Here is a 22,135-nt window from a genome sequence, read left to right as displayed (position 1 = left end):
GCGCAATTATTTTTTATTAAAATAATATGTTTGCTGGTTTAGTTCATTACTGGTGGTGCCAAAGAATAGCCCCAGGCTTCCATAAGATTAAGCTTGTCAAAAAAGGCAATTTCATGGACTATTTTATTGTCATCATTAAATGTAAGAATACTGAAACCATGAATTTGCCCCACTTTTCCGGTTGGCGGTATATCTCCAAACATACCCGTGTTGGTTCCGGTACCCACCCAATTAACATACGTTCTATTTTCTACTACAATTATTTCTTTATCCACAATTTTAAGGTCTGGCATAACCCTGTGCCAAAAATGCATTGAATTAAATAATTGGTGCTGGGAGAAAGAAATATTATCACCATTAAGATTGCGTACAAATTTCTGTATAGTGATAGATTCCAACAACAACGTATCATACTCGCTCCATGCATTCATATATTCCTTTGTATTTTTCTTTAGGGCGTTGTTGGCATTGTTAATTGTGGTTGACGTATTCTTGTTCTTAGTAGTTTCTTTATTTCTACATGCTATCAGTACAACTAATACAATAGCGAACAAAGTTATGCTGAGAGGTTTCATAGTAGAGGATTTTGGAGGTTTTACACTACTTTAACTAAGCTATAAATTCTTAATTATTAAGTTTTAAAAGGATGAATTCGTTGGTCTATTGTCCGAATAATGATATTTATTGATCCAGGAAAACACTGCGAAGATTGTTGTACATTTAATAAATACTCATTTTCCCTCGGTGAGAACTAACTTGTAAAATGAGAGTCAACTATCAAAAAATATACTACTTAATTCTCTTATGTTTTTTAGGACAGCTTTTTGGCTATGGGCAAATAGTAGATTTAGCAAGTGAACATCCTTATAAAAAAGTATTTGTTGAAACAGATAATTTCGGTGCTTCTTACCTAGATACTTTAGAGCAAAATTACAATAAGGTCAAGGTTGATACGGTCAAGTTTTCTATGCTTAATGACCTGGCCTATTATTGGCATACTAGGAACCTAAATAAAGCATTGATATTTACAAAAATTGGGCTTGATTGTACTGTAGAATCCGATTCGTTGTGGCATGGAAGGTTTCAAATTACACAGGGAGCTATTCTTTTGCGAATGGAAAAATTAGATAGCGCGCAAACCGTACTAGAGTTGGCAAGAACAAAAGTTGACCAGTCAGATTTAGCATTTCTAAATACGCAATTAGGTTATGTATATGAACGTAAAAGTCAACTTGATAAAGCAGCGGATTTTGCTTTGAAATCAATTGAATTAGGTCAAGAACATAATGATACTAAGGCAATAGCTATGGGGTATAGCGATTTAAGTAATCTGTTTTGGAAACAAGGTAAATATGAATCAGGTCTGGAATATGGACTTCGTTCTTTAGAACTTTTTGAAGTTTGGGGTTTTACTGATTTGGATTATGATTTTACCCTATATGTAACAGGTAATAATTATTTGGCATTAAGTAATTACGAACAGGCTCGCAAGTATTATGAACAATCAATTATAATTGGAGAGCGATACGGGTTTTACAATAATTTAAGTGATGTCTATATTTCATTAGTAGACCTATATACTTACTTAGGGGAATTTGAAAATGCCAACGAAGCTGGAAAAAATGCTGTTAAGTATGCAGAGCTTCTTGAGAACAATTTTATGATAATGCGTTCTTGGCTAGCCATGGCAAAAATGCAGAATAAACAAGGAAATTATTTAGAAGCTATTGACGGACTCAACAAATCAATTAGAATAGCAACAGAAGACTTTGGTGATGCGTACTATTTGGGTGATGCCTATAAAGAATTAGGTAACGCTTATGCTGGGGAGCAAGAATATAAAAAAGCCTATAAGGCATTTGCTAAATATGATTCCTTAAAAAGCGAAGTGTTTACGGCAGAGGCAGATCAACGAATATCACAATTAAGAACGGAGTTTGATGTGGCTAAAAAAGAGAATACAATTGCACTACAAGAAATTCAAATTAAAAAGCAACAAACACGGCAGCACCTCATTATAATTATTACTTTTTTATTATTGCTCCTATTGGTTTTGGCTTATAAGGCAATCTCTAATAATGTCAAGAAGAACAGACTTTTGCAAAGTAAAAATGCAGAAAAAGAATTTCTTTTGAAGGAAATACATCATCGGGTAAAGAACAATTTAGAAATTGTTTCTAGTCTATTATCATTACAGGCTTCATTAATTACAGATCCTAAAATATTGGATGCAATGGAGCAAAGTCAACATCGAGTACATAGTATGGGTATGATTCATCAAAAATTATATTTGGGCGAAAAATTGGCTACTATTGAAATGAAAGATTATTTTAAAAATTTAAGTGACTATATCATACATTCATTTGGTAAGTATGATCGGATAACTGTAAATATTGAGATGAAAGAACTTGAATTAGACGTAGACTTAGCTATTCCTATAGGTTTGATTGTTAATGAGTTGATTACTAATTCTTTAAAATATGCTTTTCCAGATAATAGAAAGGGTAATATTATTTTGTCGCTAACTAAAAAACAAGATTTGCTGCTTCTAGAAGTTGGTGATGATGGTATTGGTATGTACCATAATAGCCTAAAAAGTGGAACAGGTTTTGGCGCACATTTGGTTAATTTGTTGGTAAAACAATTAGATGGAAAGATGGAGCTTTTGACTAACTTAGGAACCACCGTTCACATTCAATTTCAAAATATAAAAGCTGCCTGATGAAGAATAGCCCAATTAAAGTATTGATAGTTGAGGATGATATGATCATTGCTGCCAATCTTTCTATTCAATTAACCAGCTTGGGTTATGAGGTTACAGGTATTTTGCCAAGGGGAGAAGAGGCTATTATACATGTTAGGGAACATGCTCCTCATATTATTTTAATGGATATTAATCTAAAAGGAAATCTGAATGGAATTGCTACGGCCAAGGCAATACTTAAAGAAAAGAATATTGCTATAATTTACCTAACGGCGAACAGTGATGATGCTACATTTGAATTGGCAAAAGAAACACAACCCAAAGCTTTTATAGCCAAGCCGTTTAATAAATTAAGTTTAGAGCGCACCATTTCATTAGTTGTTGAACAATTAAAAGATGTAAGCGAGACGGCATCAATTGAAGAAAATATAGAAGTACTTGATGATCGTATTTTTGTACGACATAACGGTAGAATGGAAAAACTTTTACTAGAAGATATTCTATATATCGAAGCTGATCGTAACTATTGTTCTTTGGTTACGCACCATATAAAACATGTACTTACATGTACTCTCAAGGTTATGGAAGAAAAATTGCCAAGCCTCAATTTTGTGCGGGTGCACCGTTCTTATATCATCAATATTTCAAAACTAGATGTGTTGGCAGATGGTCATTTAGAGATAGGAAGAAAAGTGATACCAATTGGTAAGTCACATAAAGCATTATTGTTAAGTAGAATTAAAACCATTTAAAATTTTGATTTTAATGTTATGGCTAACCAATTCTTGAAAAATGCTATAGCGATAGCTATATAATTAAAAACCTCCATGATATTTCCATCATGGAGGTTTGGCAATTTTATATGTTAAGGTAAAATCTATCCGTTAATCTCGACTACTTGTCGAATTTCTATTCGGCTTTTTTTTACTTGTATTTCTGTTATTCTTTCCACGAAAGTTATTACCACCTGGTCTGTTCTTATTTTTGTTTCCAGAATTTCCGCTGTTTCTAGGACGTTGTGCTGGTCTTTCGTCTTTATCCTCAGTAGAATCCTCATCTGTAAATTGATGCTCTGGCATACGAGGTATCTGCTGCTTAATTAGCTTTTCAATATCACGTAAGTAAGCTCTTTCTTCTTTATCACAAAAAGAAATTGCCATACCGCTAGCATTTGCTCTTCCGGTTCTACCGATACGGTGTACATAAGTTTCAGAAACATTAGGTAAATCATAGTTGACTACTAATGATAAATCTTCAACATCTATACCTCTTGCAGCAATATCAGTTGCTATTAAGACCTTAAGTTTTCCTTCTTTAAAACCGCCTAAAGCTTTTTGTCTTGCAGCTTGTGATTTGTTACCGTGAATGGCTGCAGACCTAATACCGGCTTGATCAAGTTTCTTTACAATTTTATTTGCACCGTGCTTTGTTCTTGAAAAAACAATAAGGGTGTTATCTGGATTCTCATTAATAAGGTGAACTAGTAGCTTAGGCTTATTGGCCTTGCTTATAAAATACACACCTTGTTCAACTTTCTCTGCAGTTGCTTGTTCTGGTTTAATAGTAACACGCTCGAAATCACCAAGCATTTTTCTAGAAAGCTCTACAATGTCTTTTGGCATTGTTGCCGAAAAGAATAGCGATTGTCTTTTTGCAGGGAGTTTGGCAATTATTTTTTTGATATCATGTATAAAGCCCATGTCCAACATTTGGTCAGCTTCATCTAAAACTACATGTTCTAAATCTCTAAATGAGATAAACCCTTGGTTCATTAAATCTAACAGACGACCAGGAGTAGCAATTAATATATCAACGCCGCCTCTTAAAGCACTTACTTGTTTGCCTTGTTTAACACCTCCAAAAATAACAGTGTTACGTAAGCCAGTATATTTACCATAAGCGGTAAAGCTTTCTCCAATTTGTATTGCAAGCTCACGAGTTGGTGTCACTACCAATGCTTTTACCTTTCGTTTCGATTGGCTTAAACTAATACCTTCATATAGTTGATGAAGAATAGGAATACCAAAAGCAGCCGTTTTACCGGTACCGGTTTGTGCAACACCTAGTAAGTCTTTGCCTTTAAGTAATATTGGAATTGATTGTTCTTGAATTGGAGTAGGGTGAGTATAACCTTCGGCTTCTAAGGCCTTTAGGATAGGTTCGGCTAAGCCGAGTTCTTTAAATGTCATAAAATTTTAATAAGCGGCAAAGGTACGCTTTAATGTGGAAGAATTAAGGTATAAGTAATAAGTAGAGAGTTTAGGGGTAATGACGAAAGCACATCATGTTATATATCTAGTAATATAAATGGCTGATTATAAATTGGGAGGTTAGATAAATTTGAGATTGACGGTTCTGCTATTTTCTGAATCAACCTTTACCCTATGTATTTTATTCTCAATTATAAAGTTGACTATTCCTCTAAATGTTCAATATGAAATTTTTGAAATATCGGTTAACGACATCAAATATCGGTAAGGTGATTTTGGGTGGTGTGTCGTTAATCGGTTCGATTTTACACTTTACCCGAACACGTGTAAACCAACGAGAATTATAGGTTTTTCAGCGATTCACAACCTAGTTAAACAAGGCCTGCGGCGTTCTATTAGTGTAACAAACGCAAGTCATGAAAACAATAATCACAATCATCTTCATCATCTTTTTAAGCTTCACAGCTCAAGCACAAAACAATACTGACAATGTAAAAGTTGAAACTATTGAAATGACTATCGTTACTGAAACTACTTACGAATTAAACCTTGAGACTGAAACTGAAGTTGCTCGTTTATACAAGTTTAAAAATTCTAGAATTAAAAGAGATTTAAACTTCATCACAAAAGCTAACAAGGCTAAAATGGCTTAATTTTAATATTCAGTATAAGGTTAAAAATATAAAGGAGAAATAAGGTGATGTAATTATAGATTGATTTTAATTTCTATCAATATATATAATAGAGAAGCTAAAATTATATTTTCCAACAACCAACTTAAACTTTAAAGTCCTCTCATTGCAGCTTCGGCACATCTTTCGCCGTCCATAGCAGCAGAAATGATACCACCGGCATAACCACCACCTTCACCACAAGGAAAAAGCCCTTTAATTACCGGATGTTCTAGTTTTTCATTTCTTGGAATGCTTACTGGCGATGATGTTCTAGATTCAACACCAACAATATTTGCTTCAGCAGTGTAGTAACCATGCATTTTATCACCAAAAGCTTTAAAACCTTGTCTAAGTCTACCACCAATTAATTTAGGTAGTAGAGAGTGTAATGGGGCAGAATTTAAACCTGGTTGATATGAGGTCGGGTTTAAATCTACAGATAGGTTACCTTCTACAAAATCAGTTAATCTTTGGGCAGGTGCCGTTTGCGAGCGCCCACCGGAAGTAAATGCTAATCGCTCTAAAGCCTTCTGATATTCTAAACCTTTAAGCGCTCCAAATTTCTCGTATTTAGGAATATCCTTATCCACATTAATTTCCACTACGATACCGGAATTGGCATACAGGTTATTTCGTTTAGACGGGGACATTCCGTTCACCACAACTTCTCCAGGTGCAGTTGCAGCTGGTACAATGAATCCGCCAGGGCACATACAGAAAGAATATACACCTCTATCTTTTACTTGTTCTACCAAACTATAGGATGCAGCAGGCAATAACTCGCTACGCTCACCAGAACAATGGTATTGAATACTATCTATAATATGCTGCGGATGCTCTACACGTACGCCCATAGCAAAAGATTTAGCTTCTAAAGCAATATCTTTTTTGTGTAATAAATCGAAAATATCACGAGCGGAATGTCCTGTTGCGAGAATCACCCTTTCAACAGCCATTTCATCGTTATCATTTAAAACAATAGCTTTTAGCGTGTTATCTTTAATAACGAAGTCGGTTACCTTGGTATTAAAGTGAATTTCACCACCATGATGTTGAATAACCTCTCTAATATTTTGAACGATTTTTGGGAGTTTATTAGTACCAATATGCGGGTGTGCATCTACCAGTATTTGTTCTGTAGCACCATGAAATACCAAACTTTCAAAAATACGGCGCACGTCTCCACGCTTTAAGCTTCGCGTATATAATTTTCCATCAGAATATGTGCCTGCACCACCTTCACCAAAACAGTAATTACTTTCAGGGTTAACTTGATGGTCTTGATTAATAGCCTTTAAATCTCGTCTACGTTCTTTTACATTGTTACCACGTTCTAGAACAATGGGTTTATATCCCATTTCTAAACAACGTAATGCTGCCCACATTCCTGCAGGTCCAAATCCTATAATATGAATAGGTTTGGCTTTAGAAACATCTTTGTATTTAAAGTTTAAAGTATCGCTAGGGGCAGGCTCATTAATATATATGGCCAGTTTGTAATTGAAGTAAATTTTAGGTTTACGAGCATCAATTGATTTTCTAAGAACTTTAATGGTAAATGTGCCATCTTCAAGTCCTAGATATTTCGCTGTGCGTATCTCTAATCCGTTAGGGGTAGCTTCTTCCTTTAAAGTTAATCGTAATTGTACATTTCTGACCATGCTGCAAAATTAAAGTAAAATACATGATGTTAACTATAGGGAGTTAAAAATGCTGAAGGGTAATTTAAAAGTTTTATTAGTTCTCAATAATTGTTCTAAAGGTCAAATTTACTCTTGGATGTTGACTTTTGGTTGTAGGGGGCAAACGGTGTAGCCAATTAGTTTGGGTTTCATCTTTCATAACAAGTAGACTACCATGTTCTAAAATTAACTCAACTTTCTCTTTGGTTTCTTTATGCTTAAAAGCAAACTTTCTTTCAGAACCGAAACTTAAAGAGGCAATTGCTCCATTCTTTTTTAGATCTTTTTCTCCGTCGCTATGCCAAGCCATGCCTTCACTACCATCATGATAAAGATTAAGTAAGCATGAATTATAAGTTTCACCAGTTTCATGTTCAACTTTGTTCTTTAAAGTCAATAATTCAGTTGTCCAGGGTAGGGCTTGTTTAGTAGTTTTTGAATAGGTGTATTGAAAAGGCTTTTCGCCATACCAAGCTACTTTACGTTTAGTAATTATTTTTTTTCCAAATATGATAGCTTCATCATTTTTCCATTCAATATGATTGAGTAGTTTATCTAAATAATCTTCAGCTTCGTTATCCATAAAAATCTTTCCATAGTAATTAACAGTGCCACCTTTTGGAAGTAGGTTTTTATTGTGGTCAACTTTAATATCAAATAACTTCATTTTATAGATTTCTGGTAATGTCCAATTACAATCTAACAAAATAAATACTGTTTTAAAAGTAAAAGCGAACAGATAACCTACCGAGTATGATAAGTTGTCCATTCGCTTTTATAACTAACAAAATGTTAGATAACTTAAACTTAGCTTTTCAGCAAGTTTTTAATTACACTATTCCATTTCTGTATAGATTGAAACTCCCCACTTAATTGGAAATTTACTTCCACATCATAAAATTCAAAAACAGTGTCAGGTTCATTGTTGTTTTTAGGAAAAAGATTTAGAAGTAAGCGTTCTGTAATCTTTTCTTTTCTAGCATATGACTTGCCAATATTGGCAATTTCACATGTTTTAATGGTAGATAAATCGACATATTGCTGATTTAAATCCTCACCGGATTTTGAAATAAAGAAAACAAATTTTTTCTCTTGGTCTACACCAATGGCATAATGACCAAAAATTTCATGTTCCCTAATTGTACAGTTATGTTTGTTTGCGACATCATTTAAAGATGCCATCATTTTCTTTTCTTTTAATTTTCTACTTCTGCTTGTAACAACAAAAGGCATTGCACAAATTGCAACAGATGCTATACCAATAGCGGCTATTCCTAATTCCATTTTATATATTTTTAAATAAGTGATATTAATTTCTGTATGAAGTGTTCATTAACTTCATATCAATTTGTTATACTTAGCTATCAGAATGATAGCCTTAAAAAAATATATTACCAGAAATTATGGAAAGGAAAGATAAGATCAGACTTTCTATGTCTTACCAATAAGGTATTAGCGTAAAGTGTGTACTGTTTATATCTAGAAGTAAAACGTTCTTCTATTGTATTTAAGTTAGCACTAAAACTTGTAAAAGGAAGCTTGTAATTTGGCGTTGAAACTTCCGCAACATCTGAAATAGAAATTTCTGATTGCTGTGCATGCGGAGATAAAATCTTTGATGATTCAGAAAAATATGTTTTCTGATCACCAGTCTTCCCTAATACAATCTCATTAGAAAATGGTAACGTATTGGCAGAACTATATATACCGAAACAGTAAACTGTTACGAGTAAGAGAACTCTAAGTATATTATTCTGCTTTATCATTCTAAACTAAAACACTTTGGTCGAGAATTTCGTTTACTTCTTTCAAACTTTCTTCATTATCTAACAGCAATACTAAAGTATCATTTGATTCAATTACTGTAGATCCTCCCGGACGTACAAATTTACCATCTCTTTTGATCATTACAATGAATGCGGACCTTGGAAAATGCAGGTCTATTATTCTTTTTTCTACGGCAAAACTGTTAGGCGAAATCGAAACCTCTTCCATTGCAGATTTTGGTAAATTAAGAATATATCTATCGTTTTCGGCTATAGGTTTTACTTCATCTGGCAATGCTACATTTAACCATTTAGCAAAAATGGATAGTGTCGTTCCTTGTATTAAAACTGATGATACCGATATGAAAAATACGATACTAAAAATGATATTCGCTTTGTCAATACCAGCCAATAGGGGGTAAGTAGCAAATACAATAGGAACCGCTCCACGTAAACCTACCCATGAAATATAGAATCTTCTTCCCAATTTCATTTTAAAGAACATTAAGCTAATAAAAACACTCACCGGTCTGGCAACCAAAATTAGAAATACAGAAATAAGTAAACCTATACCTATATAAGGCATAATTTGTGAAGGAAATACAAGAAGACCTAAAGTTAGGAACAACACTATTTGCATTAACCAGGCCATACCGTCGAACATTTTTAATATGGTCGATTTATGTATTAAATCTTGGTTACCCAGATAAACGGCACAAATATATATAGCAAGAAAACCGTTGCCACCAAAGAAATCTGTAGCAGAAAAAGTGATGAACATTAAGGCAATAACTAGCACAGGGTAAAGCCCCTCAAAACCAAGTTTTATTTTATTGATTATAATCTCGCTTAACTTTCCAAATGCAAATCCGCCAATACCACCTAAAATCATTTGTTTTAAAAACAAGGGTATAATGGAAAGAATGCTTAAATCTTGATTAATCACCAAGGTTAAAAAAGCCAATGTTAGTACATAGGCCATAGGGTCATTACTACCACTTTCTAATTCTAATGTGGGTCTAAGGTTGCTCTTTAATGCTAGGTTTTTTGAACGTAAAATGGAAAATACTGCAGCTGCATCTGTAGAAGAGACAATAGAGCCCAATAACATACTTTCATAAATGGTAAAATCTGTAATGTAATAGACAAAAGTACCTAAGGTAACCGCTGTAAGCAGAACACCTAAAGTGGATAAAACAAGACCTTCTTTTAAAATTGGCTTTACAGCTTTCCAGTTAGTATCTAATCCTCCAGAAAATAGAATGAAGTTCAAGGAAACGATACCTATGAATTGTGCAAGCTTTGGATCATCGAACTTAATACCACCAATACCGTCAGACCCTGCTAGCATACCTATTGCTAAGAAGAGGATTAAAGTTGGTACTCCAAATTTATAAGATGTTTTACCAACTATAATACTGATGAACAGTAATATGGAACCTACAAGAAGTATATTTTCAATAGTAAGATTCATTGGTTGGTTTTATTCCTAATTTTTGCAGAACAAAGTTAATTCATTGTGTTAATTTTTTAATTTTATTATGTTAATGTTATGTTGTAATTACGCTTGCTATTAAATTATTTTTTTCTAAATAAAATAAGGTTTAGTTTTTTATTTATTTGTTCATAAGAAGATTTTAAAATGTACTAATAAATAGTTTTTGACGTTAAAATCTGATAACATCAAACAATTAAATATGAAGTTCTTTAAAAATTTTATTCTTGTTTTTTCATTGGTCTTAACATTTGGATGTACAAAGGAAGATGAAGTAAAAACAGAAAAGGTTATTGAAGAAGAACAAAATGAAGAGGTAGAAACTGTAGAAGAGCCTGAACCCTTTGTTTATTTCACATATAATGCGACAGCGTTGAATGATTCAGAACGCTGGATAATTGTGTATGATAGCGATGGTAATTTATTAGACTATAAACAAGACCTATTAGAAGGTCCAATGACATTTACAGCTCATAAAGATTCAATTCCTGAAAAGATTAACATTACTAAATTATCTTATAATAAATTTAATGACGGTATCTCTGAAGGTCATAGATTATTAACCTTTACAGATATCGATGATAATAGTGTTTGGAATGATAATAATTATAATATTACAGGTAATTTAATAGGTACTTTCAACTTTCAAGTCAGAAACATAACAGAATACGAAACTTTTCAAATTTCAACTCCTTATAATATTTTAAGACCTGATGAATTTAGTTCAGAATCTAATGATAATAAAATTACTTTACAACTTACAAATATTCCTCTATATGAAAATATGGAATATTGGATAAATGTAAGAGGTGAAAATGGGCGAACTAAATTTTTAAAATTAAGTCCTGCGAATGGTGAATCTTATATTCATGATTTTAATGACTTTTTGGAATTCGATGAATATGTCCCTATTAATTTACCATCTAACCAATTTTACATATTACAATCTGGCGGCTTTTCGTCTAATGAATCAAATACGTATTGGGGAGACGGGCAATCTTTTAGCGAATTTTTTGGAAATGGAGAAGGTATGCCTGAAAACAGTTTTTTAAATGGGTATGATCGCTATAAATTCGGATTAGGTATTTCTTTTATCGATTATAGTTATGGCTATTATAAAATTGGTGATAAGGTTTTGGATATTACAATCCCAGAGAAGCCTTCATTTACAATGGTTAGCCAAGATATATATAATTTAGAATTTGTTACGGAGTTAAATCCAGTAACTAAGACCACACGTCATAATTCTGAAAAAACTAACGAAGAAGGAGCATACTTGACTACTGATTGGGAGGTGTTTTCAACTGGTAGTAAGACTCAACAAATTTATGAGCTACCAAATGAACTAATCGAAAGATTCCCAAATATGGAATTGGAAGATCTTAATTTAAACACTGTAATATTATACACGCAGGGTTATGAGCAGCAGCAATTCTTTATAGATAAGACATCTAAAATTAGAACAGGAAATTACATTAGTGAGAATTACACCTTTAATAAATTTTAAAATTCCAGAAAGTAAAATCTATTTATTTTTTACCATGGTCTCTTTTCTTCGAAAAAGGCTTTCAAGAATATTAATAATAAAAATTATTAGACCTATTACGATTAGTAAAAGTGCTATTAAATTCATCATGTTCTGTTCAATTAAATTATCAAATTTAAAAAAGGTTGTTTCTGTACTATCATCTGAAACAAAATAAGGAGGCAATAGTATAATAGCAGAGCCGCCAATTGTAATTATTATATATGTTAAGGTGAGCACATTTATTAGTTTTCGGTTCACTTTCAGAATAATCCAATAACCTAACCCTGTAATTCCAAAAAGTATAGACACAAATTCTGCCAAATGAATTAAAGCAATTACGTAATAGCTGTCGTGAAAATTTATGACTAATGTTTCGTCAGGAGCAAGAAATCCTATGAGGAGAATTACTGGTATTAAAATCCACAGGAGTATTTGGGGCTTATTCAAAATACTTTTCAAATTCACTTACAAGGAATTAGTCTTAAGGTCAAGTTAATCATTATTAAGATCTTCCCAATTGAAATTTTATACAGATTATTATAAATACATTTGCATGTATCAATATATTAAATGCGTCATGGAGCTAAAACAAATAGAGAAAATATCTAAAGCATTAAGTGATGTAAATCGGTTGAAATTATTGCAGTATATGCAAAAGAACCAAGGTAAGGTAGAATGTACTAGAGCGTGTAATTTATTAGATTTGGCGCAACCTTCAATTAGTCATCATATAAAAAAACTGGTAGAATCCGGATTAATAAATCAACATAAAATTGGTCGAAATTATAATTATTCGCTTAACCATGAGGTTTGGGACAATTACTTGTTGAGGTTGCAGAACTTATAATTTTTTTAATTTGATATATAGATACTTTTAAATATATAAATGAATTTAATGGTATGAAAAAAATAAAATATTCCATATTAGATTTAGCCATAGTATCACAGGGGACTACATTGAAAGATACCTTTGATCATTCGGTAGCTCTAGCACAAGCTGCGGAACAAGCTGGTTACACACGTTTTTGGCTGGCAGAGCATCATAATTCAGTAGCTATAGGCAGTAGTGCAACATCTATTTTAATTGGTAAGATTGCTGAAGAAACAAAAACAATACGAGTTGGATCTGGCGGTATTATGTTGCCTAACCATTCCCCACTAATTATAGCAGAGCAGTTTGGTACCTTAGGCATATTATATCCTAACCGAATAGATTTAGGCTTAGGTCGTGCGCCTGGTACAGATCAGTTGACTGCTCAAGCCATACGTTCAGATTTTTATCAAGCAGCTCAGTCATTTCCTTTAGAGGTAGAAAAAATACAACGCTACTTTTCTCCTGAAAATGCCCAAGCAAAAGTACGTGCTACTTTAGCGGAAGGGGTAGAGGTGCCTTTATACATTTTAGGTTCAAGTACGGATAGTGCACATTTGGCGGCTAAAAAAGGGTTGCCTTATGCTTTTGCGAGTCACTTCGCGACAACCCACTTAATGAATGCGTTGAAAATTTATCATAATGAATTTCAACCTTCACAAGAGTTGGAAAAACCTTATACGGCTGCAGGAGTAAATATCATTATTGCAGATACGGACGAAGAAGCAGAACGCATTTCTACATCACTTTATAAGATGATTGTAGGCTTATTGACCGGAAATAGAGGTTTTATGCAAGCTCCTGTAGATATGACCGAAGAACTAAGAGAATTAAGTCAGAATCCGTCTGTGCAACAAATGCTTAAATACTCCTTTATTGGAAGCAGGGAAACAGTAAAAAAACAGATAAAGCAATTTATTGCCGATACTCAAGTAGATGAACTGATAGCGGTCACTAACATTTATGATGGTCAAGACCGTATTAAATCATATCAATTGTTTGCGGAGATTATGAAAGAATTGAATGGAGAGAACAGTTAAGTTCTCTCCATTTTAATCATTTATGTCAACAATTGATTGCCGTTCTCTATTAACGGTTAATTTCGTTACATCAGGTCTAGAATAGTGCCCTACAGCATCAAAGTTTTGTCGTTCCTCAAGCACCCTGTTAAAATCAATAGTAGCAGTAATTAAACCTTCTTTATCAATAACTGGGGGCAAAATCCATTCTCCATCCGGTCCAGCAATACAAGAGCCTCCATTTGCTAGAGTATCTGGGCAGTTTTCAAGAATAGTATCTAAGTGTGGTGTGTCTTTAGGGAAGTCGGATTTGCTCATTAAACTAGAAACGGAAACTACAAAAGATCTAGATTCTCTCGCAATAAATCGTGTAATATCAGCGGTATTGTAATCGGAACCTGGCCATACGGCTATATGCAAATCTTCTCCTAAACCATATAAAGCTGTGCGTGGAAGAGGCATCCAGTTTTCCCAACAATTGAGTCCGCCAACAGTAAAGTTTTTTAGGTCGTGTACTCGTAGACCGTTACCATCACCAGGAGCCCACGTTAATCGTTCTTCATAGGTAGGCTGCAATTTTCTATGAACAGACTTGATTTCTCCATTACTATTTATGTAAACAAGTGAACAGTAAATACTGTGACCACCTCTATTTTTTGCACGTTCCATTAATCCTAGGTAGATAGCAATTTTATGCTGCTTTGCAAGAGCACAAATGTCATCTAATTCTCCCGTTTCAATTTGAATGGAATTTTTGATGTAATGTGCATGAATTTCTTTCTGTACTTTAGAATCGAATTTAGCACCGTCTGTCATGGAAACCCAAAAAGGATAGCCAGGTAATAGTGCTTCACCAAAAACTACAAGCTCGCAATCATCTTCACCAGCTTTAATGATATAATCCTTGATTTTATCAATAGTCTTCTCTTTATTTAGCCAAACCGGTGAGATTTGAGCCATACCTATTTTAAGGTTATTTTGTTCTGGAGTATCTATTATTTTAGTCATTCGTGTTAATGGTATTTAATTTTGTGAGAAGCTGAGTTTTAAATCGCTGTGCGAAAATATGATTAGGGTCTAATTGAAGGGCTTTATCAAGGTTTGAAGTCGCTAAAGACAAACTGTCCATTTTTAAATATATACTTCCGTACAGCACGTAAGGTTGCGGTATGCCAGGGTCGTTAATTTGATTATTAAAATCATCGGCAATGGAGAGTGCTTTTTTAAAATTTCCTAAATCAGATTCTAAAGTAGCTGCATAGCTAATAAAAAATGGAACTTTTTTCTGTTTAGGGGTGGTAAGTATTTGTAATGAATCTAAGGCTGTTTTTGCACCATATATTGCATTCAAAACCTCAATATACTCAGCTTTAATATATGATTCGTTTGGGTATTTATGGATAAAGGTTCTATAGTTCTTCTCGGCAGTGGTCAAAAAAAATGATTTAAAGTTTTCATCTAATTTCACGTTTTTTCCACGGGCATTAAATAATTCTAAAGTAATGCGTGTTACTTCTAAAATTAATTGGTCGTCTTCACTAACCTTAATTTGTGAGTTGTTAATGTCATTTAAGATTTGAATTCTTTCATTGAGGTTTGTAGTGTTTTTTCCAACCAAAGCTTTACCTACAATAAAAGTAGAATCAAATTCTACGGCCTTTCTAAATGCTTTTTCAGATAGCGTCCATTGACCATAATCTAAAATATGCTCCCAACCTTTATTAAAATAAAAAACGGCAGAATCGTTTTTAGCACCGTAAGTGTAAACGGCTGGTTCAGTAGATGTTTTATTTTGTTTTTGCTGACATGAAGCTAACATGATAAAAAACAGTAGATAGCTTAGGTACTTGATATTCATTCAATATGCTTTTAGTCGAAAATAGTATTTTTAATTTCTTCATTACCCATCCAAGGTCTAAGGTATATGAGGGAATCTGTCTGTTCTACAATTTCCATTAAATCATCAATAGCTTCTGAAGTATATTGAGACTCATGACAATTTGATGCTTTATGTCCTAATTCTAAATCGCTCTTATTATAAGGTATTCTGTAGGTAAGAAATCTTTCTTGAGTTCTTTTTAAATTATCGTTCAACCAGCTGACCAAATCGGTATTAAAGGGTACTTCTGCATTGGTAATTTCTCTAGGATATCCGTAGTAGAGTAAATTCTGGAGCTCATTAGACGTCTCTCTTTGAAAAACCTCTGTAACCACGTTACTAACGATTCTATGGTCTGGATGTCCATACTGTCCTCCAGGGCCAAAACTAATTACAGTATTTGGCTTATAATTTATAAATAGGCTATCAATTTTCTCGTCTAAAGTATTGATGTTCTCTTTAAGTGCTAGATCTCCATCGATATATTTTAGAAATATTGGCGGATTAATGCCTAAGGTTTGTGTGACGCATAATGCCTCTTCAGCTCGGGTTTTGGCAAGTTCATCTCCTGCAGGTATATTAGCATGAGGAGTTACTCCGTTTCTACCGTCGGTTACAATTACCAAGTGAATATTTACACCTTCTTTTTGATATTTTGATAGAATAGGGGATATAACAATCTCATCATCTGGATGAGCAAATATTGCCATTAAGGTTTTTCCTTTATTGCTAGTGCTTTTATTTATTTTCTGTTCTTGTTCAGCACATGAAAATAACATGATTGCAATAAAAAGTATGGGTAATAGTCTATTCATTAAATCTATTTTAGAAGCAATTTAATGAAATAGAAATCGAATTGTATTTCTTTAAAAACATTAATACACCTCATATTCCTTCTTGTAAGCTAAAGGTGTACGATTAGTAATGGCTTTAAATTGTTTATTGAAGTTAGAAAGAGTCTGAAAACCACTCTGGTAGCAGGCTTGTGAAACATTCATTTTTTGTTCAATCAGCAATTTACAGGCATGGCCTATACGTATTTCACTCACAAATTCTGAGAACGATTTATTGGCATGTATTTTAAAATACCTACTAAAAGATGTGGGCGTCATATTGGTTAAATCTGCCAATTCTGCCAAAGCTATTTTTCGTTTAAAGTTTTTCATTACATAAGCATATACACTGAACATACGTTGCGTATCTGCTTCACGCAAGGTATTGGTATACCCCGGACTAGCTAAAATTGCATACTCCTTTGTTTGGCTGATAAAATCTAAAATTTTAAGTAGGTGTAGAATACCTTCAAAACCATCCATTTGAATTAATTCTAGCATTAATTGTTGAAGGGTTTCAGCAGTTTTGTTAGTAAATTCAATACCTCGTAAACTTTTATGAAATACCTGTCGTAGTCGTATAGCCTCATCGGTCTGTAATAGGTTATCACCTAAAAAATTCTCGTGAAAATAGATAACGACCCCTTCAGACCATGCAATATTCTGTTCTTGTTCATGTGCATGTTCACTACGCCACAGGTGGGGTAAATTAGGTCCCGTAAATGTTATATCTCCTGCTTTATAGGGCTTTACGCTATCACCAATAAAGCGAGTGCCACTACCGTTTAAAACAAGAAATAATTGATACTCTGAATGAAAATGCCAATGTGGATCAAAAACCGGCTCGTTTAAAGTGCGCGCTAAATAGGCTTTTGATTCTGGTATTGGCGATTTTTGAAGAGCAGATTTCATTGTGGTCGAATATCATTTTAGCTGAAGGGAAAACTTATAATTGTATACTAATTTATCAATAAAATGGAGTTAAATGAAATCAAATGATATAATACAGTCAGTATGTGGTAAATAAGAGTGATTTATACCCTGCTATTTTATGTAATATTGAGAGAACAAAACAACGCTCTTTATGAAAACCAACTTCGCATCATTACAAATAGTCTTTTTGCTATTCCTCTTTGCGGCATGTTCGCCAGTTAAAAAAGAACATGTTGATGATACTCCTCGCAGAATAGAACTATTGTTTTTGGGGCACGAAATAGAGCACCATAATTCACGTGCCTATTTTCCTATTTTGGCATCTGCACTAACAAAAGATGGCATCAATATTACGTATACCGAAAATCCATCCGATTTAAATTCCGAAAATTTAAGTAAGTACGACGGACTCATCGTTTATGCTAATCACGAAGAAATAGGTAAGGCTGAAGAAAAAGCGTTATTGAATTTTGTGGAAACCGGTAAAGCGTTTATCCCTATTCATTCCGCAAGTTTTTGTTTTAAGAATTCCCCAGCATATATCGATTTAGTAGGTGCACAGTTCATGAGTCACGAAACGGGTACGTTCACGGCAAAAATCACGAATAAAGAACATCCAATAACTAAAAATTTAAAACCTTTTGAAACATGGGACGAAACCTATGTGCATGATAAAATAGCTGATGACATTATCGTATTAATGGAACGTGTTGAGGGAGACCAACGTGAACCTTGGACTTGGGTGAAGCAGCTTGGCGAAGGAAAAGTGTTCTATACTGCATATGGACACGATGAGCGTACGTGGGAGAACAAAGGATTTCAAGAATTGGTGAAAGCAGGGATTCTTTGGGCAGTAGATGATAACGCAAAAAAGAATTGGGAAGCATTTATGGTAGATATGCCGACCCTTGCATATGAGGAGCGTGCGAATATACCTAATTACGAGCAGCGTGATCCGGCACCAAAATACCAATTGCCATTATCACCAGAAGCATCGAAAAAATTGATACAAGTGCCTGCAGGTTTTGACGTAGAATTATTTGCATCTGAGCCCGATATTATTAATCCTATTGCTATGAACTGGGATGAAAAAGGTAGGCTTTGGGTTATTGAAACGGTAGATTACCCCAATACGGTACGTAATGATAATAGTATTGGTGATGATAAGGTAAAAATTTTAGAAGATACAGATGGTGATGGCAAGGCTGATAAGGTAACTGTCTTTGCAGATAAATTGAATATACCTACAAGTTTCGCTTTTTATGATGGCGGTATCGTAGTTTCTCAAGCACCACACTTTATTTTTCTGAAAGATACCGATGGTGATGATAAGGCAGATGTAAAAGAGGTTCTTATTGATGGATGGGGTACGTTTGATACACATGCTGGTCCGTCGAACTTACAGTATGGTATCGATAACAATTTGTATGGAGTCGTTGGCTATTCCGGCTTTGAAGGAGAAATTTTTGGTCAAGGCTTTAAATTTAATCAGAATGTATATAGATTCAATCCGAAGCGTAAAACATTTGAAGTTTTAACAAATACGAGTAACAATACTTGGGGATTAGGATTGACAGAAGATAATTCCATTTTCGCCTCTACGGCCAATAATACGCATAGTGTTTTTGTGGGTATCCCCAATGCAACGTTTAATCATGTAGAAGGAATAGGAAAAGACGGTAGTGCCAAAATTGACGGACATTACTACATGCAACCTATTACACCCAATGTTCGCCAGGTAGATGTTTTTGGCGGATTCACTGCTGCGGCAGGGCATCATTTTTACACCGCAAGAGCTTATCCTAGTGAGTACTGGAATAGTATTGCCTTCGTGTGTGAACCAACAGGTGGCGTAGTGCATCAGGCAAGAATACTAAAAGATGGCGCCGGATATGTAGAGGAAGATGCAGGTAATCTTTTTGCCTCTTCTGATGAGTGGAGCTCACCAGTGGATGCCAAAACAGGACCAGATGGTGCCGTTTGGGTAGCAGATTGGTATAATTTTATAGTGCAACATAATCCGACCCCTAATAAAGATAGAGGTGGTTACGATGCTGAAAATGGAGAAGGTAATGCCTATGTAAACCCCTTACGTGATAAAGGGCATGGTAGAATATGGCGTATCGTACCTAAGTATGATTATACCTATGAAGTGCAACAATTATCTAAAGAGGATCCAGAAGCATTAATTGAAGCATTAAGTAGCGATAATCAGTTTTGGAGGCTAACGGCACAACGTTTATTGGTTGAACGTGGTGATACAGATATATTGAATGACTTATACAAACTGGTCAATAAAAAACAGGTAGATGATAAGGGCTTGAACAATGCAGCATTGCATGCATTATGGACTATTGAAGGTTTAGGAGCTTTAAAAACCGATAGTAATGCATTAGGGGTAGTAAAAGGAGCATTGTTTCATAAAGCCTCGGCAGTTCGTAAAGCGGCAATACAAATGCTACCACGAAATGATGAAAGCGATGATGCGTTATTTAAAGCGAATACCTTAAATGACCGTGATCCAAATGTGCAATTATCAGCATTAATATATTTTGCCGAAAGACCGTCTTCACAAAAAGTAGGCTCATTACTTCATGACCTTGGTGAGAACGAGGCGGTAATTAATGACTTATGGTTATACAAGGCATTATACGCTGCATCTGCAAAACATGTGAAGGGATTCTTAAATGCTTTTACGGCCGCTAATCCCGATTATAAAAAACCATCCGAAGAGGTGAGCGATTTTAGTGCGGCATCTTTTGATGATAGCAGTTGGGAAACCATGGAAATACCACAATATATAGAAGATGCTGGGTTAGATGTTGATGGTGTTATCTGGTTTAGAAAAGAAGTGATGATACCTGTAGGCATGGCGAAAAAAGCCAATATTTTATCCTTGGGGCCTATTGATGATTCTGATATTACCTATGTGAATGGAGTAGAAGTAGGTGGCATGGCATCCAGTTTCAGTTCTAACAGAACCTATGATATTCCTGAAGGAGTTTTAAGGGCAGGTAAAAATACCATTGCTGTTAGGGTTGAGGATGATGGTGATAAGGGCGGACTTTATGGAAATTTTTGGCAATTGTATGTAAAGGCTGGTGAAGATTTGGTTAGAATACATGGACAATGGAAATATAAGGTAGAAAAAAACTATTCGGATCAAGAAGCTAAAACCTATTCTAATGCTGATTTAGCCACACTTTTAATGAAATATTACGGTGCAGATGCAGAAGCATTAACGGCAGAAGGTTCAGAAGAAGTTATCAATGCAAAAGTCATTACGATTAAAACGATCACCAACGAAATGAAATTCGATGTCACCAAGTTTGAGGTGAAAGCAGGTGAACAGGTAGCATTGGTATTAGAGAATCCAGATTTTATGCAGCACAATTTGGTAATCACCAAACCAGGTAAAAAGGAAATTGTAGGTGCGGCAGCCGATAAAATGGCAGCCGACCCTAATGCAGCAGAGCTTAATTATGTACCTCAAATGAGCGATGTACTTTTTGCGACACCAATTTTAAATCCCGATGAAACCTATTCGTTGAAATTTAAAGCACCAACAACTCCGGGTGAATATCCATTTATATGTACGTTTCCGGGACACTGGAGAATTATGCAAGGGGTGATGATTGTAAAATAAATAGCGAATAGTTAGCACAAAAGGAAATGAAAAATAAGATAGATTTTGGGGTCAGTACGTGGTTATGGCAATCGCCTTTTTCTACAAGTAGTACCAAGCTTTTTCCGAAAATCAAGGAGCTAGGATATGACCTTGTTGAAATTCCTGTAGAAGACACTCATATTATAGATGCAAAAGAAGTTAAAAAAGCCCTTTTAGACAATGGTCTTAAAGCTTCGGTATGTGGTGCATTCGGTCCTACAAAAGATTTAACTCATGAAGACCCTAAAGTACACCGGCAGTGTTTCGATTATTTAGAGGAATGTTTTGAACTATGTAATATTCTAGAAGTAGATTTTTTTGCCGGACCAATGTATTCTGCGGTGGGTAAAGCACGTATGGTGCCACCTGAGCAACGAAAAATAGAATGGGATATGGCTGTGACCAACTTGCATAAAGTATGTATAATGGCAGATGGCCATGACCTTGCAATTGCATTAGAACCTTTAAACAGGTTTGAATCTGACATGGTCAATAATGTTGATGATATTATGCAATTGGTTACCGATATCAATCATTCATCGGCTCGGGTATTATTGGATAGTTTTCACATGACAATTGAAGAAAGAAATATTAGGGAAGCTTTAAATACTGTAGGAGATAAATTAATTCATGTTCAAGTATCTGAAAACCATAGGGGAGTGCCTGGTACCGGACTTACACCTTGGAACGATTTTAAATTAGGATTATCTGATATCAACTACAGTGGCGGATTGGTTATAGAGAGTTTTACGCCAGAAATTAAAGAATTGGCAGCCGCTGTTTGTATATGGAAAACCATGGCTAAAAGTCAAGATGAATTTGCCAGGCAAGGATTAGAATTTTTAAAACAAACGTTTAACGATTAAGACGTACA

Annotated in this window: 20 protein-coding genes; 8 read left to right on the top strand and 12 right to left on the bottom strand. The window is 34.5% G+C overall.

What is annotated here, in order from left to right:
- Positions 1-38: 38 nt before the first annotated feature.
- Positions 39-575, bottom strand: coding sequence for an ester cyclase (locus BM296_RS12505; protein ID WP_091903321.1), 537 nt, complete (start codon positions 573-575; stop codon positions 39-41).
- Positions 576-763: 188 nt separating this feature from the next.
- On the opposite strand from BM296_RS12505, the gene BM296_RS12500 reads away from it, so the two are divergent.
- Together BM296_RS12500 and BM296_RS12495 are read left to right on the top strand one after the other, a co-directional pair.
- Positions 764-2,722 (top strand): histidine kinase dimerization/phosphoacceptor domain -containing protein, encoded by a 1,959-nt coding sequence (locus BM296_RS12500; protein ID WP_091903320.1) that lies wholly within the window; start codon positions 764-766, stop codon positions 2,720-2,722.
- Complete coding sequence (locus BM296_RS12495) at positions 2,722-3,456, top strand: LytR/AlgR family response regulator transcription factor (protein WP_091903319.1); 735 nt, start codon at positions 2,722-2,724, stop codon at positions 3,454-3,456. The genes BM296_RS12500 and BM296_RS12495 overlap by 1 nt, the downstream gene beginning before the upstream one ends.
- A gap of 132 nt (positions 3,457-3,588) precedes the next feature.
- Here BM296_RS12495 and BM296_RS12490 read toward each other — a convergent pair whose 3' ends face one another.
- Complete coding sequence (locus BM296_RS12490) at positions 3,589-4,893, bottom strand: DEAD/DEAH box helicase (RefSeq protein ID WP_027067450.1); 1,305 nt, start codon at positions 4,891-4,893, stop codon at positions 3,589-3,591.
- 437 nt (positions 4,894-5,330) lie between these two features.
- On the opposite strand from BM296_RS12490, the gene BM296_RS12485 reads away from it, so the two are divergent.
- Positions 5,331-5,567 carry a hypothetical protein gene (locus tag BM296_RS12485; RefSeq protein ID WP_027067449.1) on the top strand — a complete coding sequence of 79 codons (237 nt, stop codon included), beginning with the start codon at positions 5,331-5,333 and terminating at the stop codon, positions 5,565-5,567.
- A 131-nt stretch (positions 5,568-5,698) separates the two neighbouring features.
- On the opposite strand, the gene BM296_RS12480 is transcribed toward BM296_RS12485, so the two are convergent.
- The 5 genes from BM296_RS12480 to BM296_RS12460 all read right to left on the bottom strand — a co-directional run bounded on the left by BM296_RS12480 (position 5,699) and on the right by BM296_RS12460 (position 10,510).
- Entirely contained in the window at positions 5,699-7,249 is a 1,551-nt protein-coding gene (locus tag BM296_RS12480) for an NAD(P)/FAD-dependent oxidoreductase (protein ID WP_091903318.1), read from the bottom strand.
- 76 nt (positions 7,250-7,325) lie between these two features.
- Positions 7,326-7,937, bottom strand: a complete 612-nt coding sequence (locus BM296_RS12475) for an alpha-ketoglutarate-dependent dioxygenase AlkB family protein (RefSeq protein WP_091903799.1) — start codon at positions 7,935-7,937, stop codon at positions 7,326-7,328.
- 140 nt (positions 7,938-8,077) lie between these two features.
- Positions 8,078-8,554, bottom strand: coding sequence for a hypothetical protein (locus tag BM296_RS12470; RefSeq protein ID WP_027067446.1), 477 nt, complete (start codon positions 8,552-8,554; stop codon positions 8,078-8,080).
- 107 nt (positions 8,555-8,661) lie between these two features.
- Positions 8,662-9,036, bottom strand: coding sequence for a hypothetical protein (locus BM296_RS12465; protein WP_091903317.1), 375 nt, complete (start codon positions 9,034-9,036; stop codon positions 8,662-8,664).
- A gap of 1 nt (position 9,037) precedes the next feature.
- A complete protein-coding gene (locus BM296_RS12460; protein WP_027067444.1) occupies positions 9,038-10,510 on the bottom strand; it encodes a potassium/proton antiporter in 1,473 nt (490 codons plus the stop codon).
- A gap of 223 nt (positions 10,511-10,733) precedes the next feature.
- Here BM296_RS12460 and BM296_RS12455 point away from each other — a divergent pair, with 223 nt between their 5' ends.
- Complete coding sequence (locus BM296_RS12455) at positions 10,734-12,038, top strand: hypothetical protein (protein ID WP_091903316.1); 1,305 nt, start codon at positions 10,734-10,736, stop codon at positions 12,036-12,038.
- Positions 12,039-12,056: 18 nt separating this feature from the next.
- Here the strand turns inward: BM296_RS12455 and BM296_RS12450 are convergent, their stop codons facing one another.
- The gene (locus tag BM296_RS12450; RefSeq protein WP_091903315.1) at positions 12,057-12,506 is read right to left on the bottom strand and encodes a hypothetical protein; all 450 of its coding nucleotides are present in this window, start codon (positions 12,504-12,506) and stop codon (positions 12,057-12,059) included.
- Positions 12,507-12,636: 130 nt separating this feature from the next.
- On the opposite strand from BM296_RS12450, the gene BM296_RS12445 reads away from it, so the two are divergent.
- Together BM296_RS12445 and BM296_RS12440 are read left to right on the top strand one after the other, a co-directional pair.
- A complete protein-coding gene (locus BM296_RS12445; RefSeq protein WP_091903314.1) occupies positions 12,637-12,906 on the top strand; it encodes an ArsR/SmtB family transcription factor in 270 nt (89 codons plus the stop codon).
- A gap of 53 nt (positions 12,907-12,959) precedes the next feature.
- A complete protein-coding gene (locus BM296_RS12440; RefSeq protein ID WP_091903313.1) occupies positions 12,960-13,970 on the top strand; it encodes an LLM class flavin-dependent oxidoreductase in 1,011 nt (336 codons plus the stop codon).
- A 12-nt stretch (positions 13,971-13,982) separates the two neighbouring features.
- Here the strand turns inward: BM296_RS12440 and BM296_RS12435 are convergent, their stop codons facing one another.
- The 4 genes from BM296_RS12435 to BM296_RS12420 are packed head-to-tail and all read right to left on the bottom strand — an operon-like array spanning position 13,983 to position 17,573.
- Complete coding sequence (locus BM296_RS12435; RefSeq protein WP_091903312.1) at positions 13,983-14,957, bottom strand: carbon-nitrogen hydrolase family protein; 975 nt, start codon at positions 14,955-14,957, stop codon at positions 13,983-13,985.
- Positions 14,950-15,807, bottom strand: a complete 858-nt coding sequence (locus tag BM296_RS12430) for a hypothetical protein (RefSeq protein WP_143099069.1) — start codon at positions 15,805-15,807, stop codon at positions 14,950-14,952. The genes BM296_RS12435 and BM296_RS12430 overlap by 8 nt, the downstream gene beginning before the upstream one ends.
- Before the next feature lie 11 nt (positions 15,808-15,818).
- A complete protein-coding gene (locus BM296_RS12425) occupies positions 15,819-16,643 on the bottom strand; it encodes a PIG-L family deacetylase (protein ID WP_091903310.1) in 825 nt (274 codons plus the stop codon).
- A gap of 60 nt (positions 16,644-16,703) precedes the next feature.
- Positions 16,704-17,573, bottom strand: a complete 870-nt coding sequence (locus BM296_RS12420; RefSeq protein ID WP_091903309.1) for an AraC family transcriptional regulator — start codon at positions 17,571-17,573, stop codon at positions 16,704-16,706.
- 172 nt (positions 17,574-17,745) lie between these two features.
- Between BM296_RS12420 and BM296_RS12415 the strand changes: the two genes are divergently transcribed.
- Positions 17,746-21,240, top strand: a complete 3,495-nt coding sequence (locus tag BM296_RS12415; protein WP_091903308.1) for a PVC-type heme-binding CxxCH protein — start codon at positions 17,746-17,748, stop codon at positions 21,238-21,240.
- Positions 21,241-21,266: 26 nt separating this feature from the next.
- Positions 21,267-22,127, top strand: a complete 861-nt coding sequence (locus tag BM296_RS12410) for a sugar phosphate isomerase/epimerase family protein (protein WP_091903307.1) — start codon at positions 21,267-21,269, stop codon at positions 22,125-22,127.
- Positions 22,128-22,135 lie beyond the last annotated feature (8 nt).

The sequence above is a fragment of the Maribacter stanieri genome (assembly GCF_900112245.1).
Lineage (GTDB): Bacteria > Bacteroidota > Bacteroidia > Flavobacteriales > Flavobacteriaceae > Maribacter > Maribacter stanieri.
The sequence above is the reverse complement of the archived record's forward strand: the minus strand, read 5'-3'. Positions and strand labels throughout refer to the sequence as shown.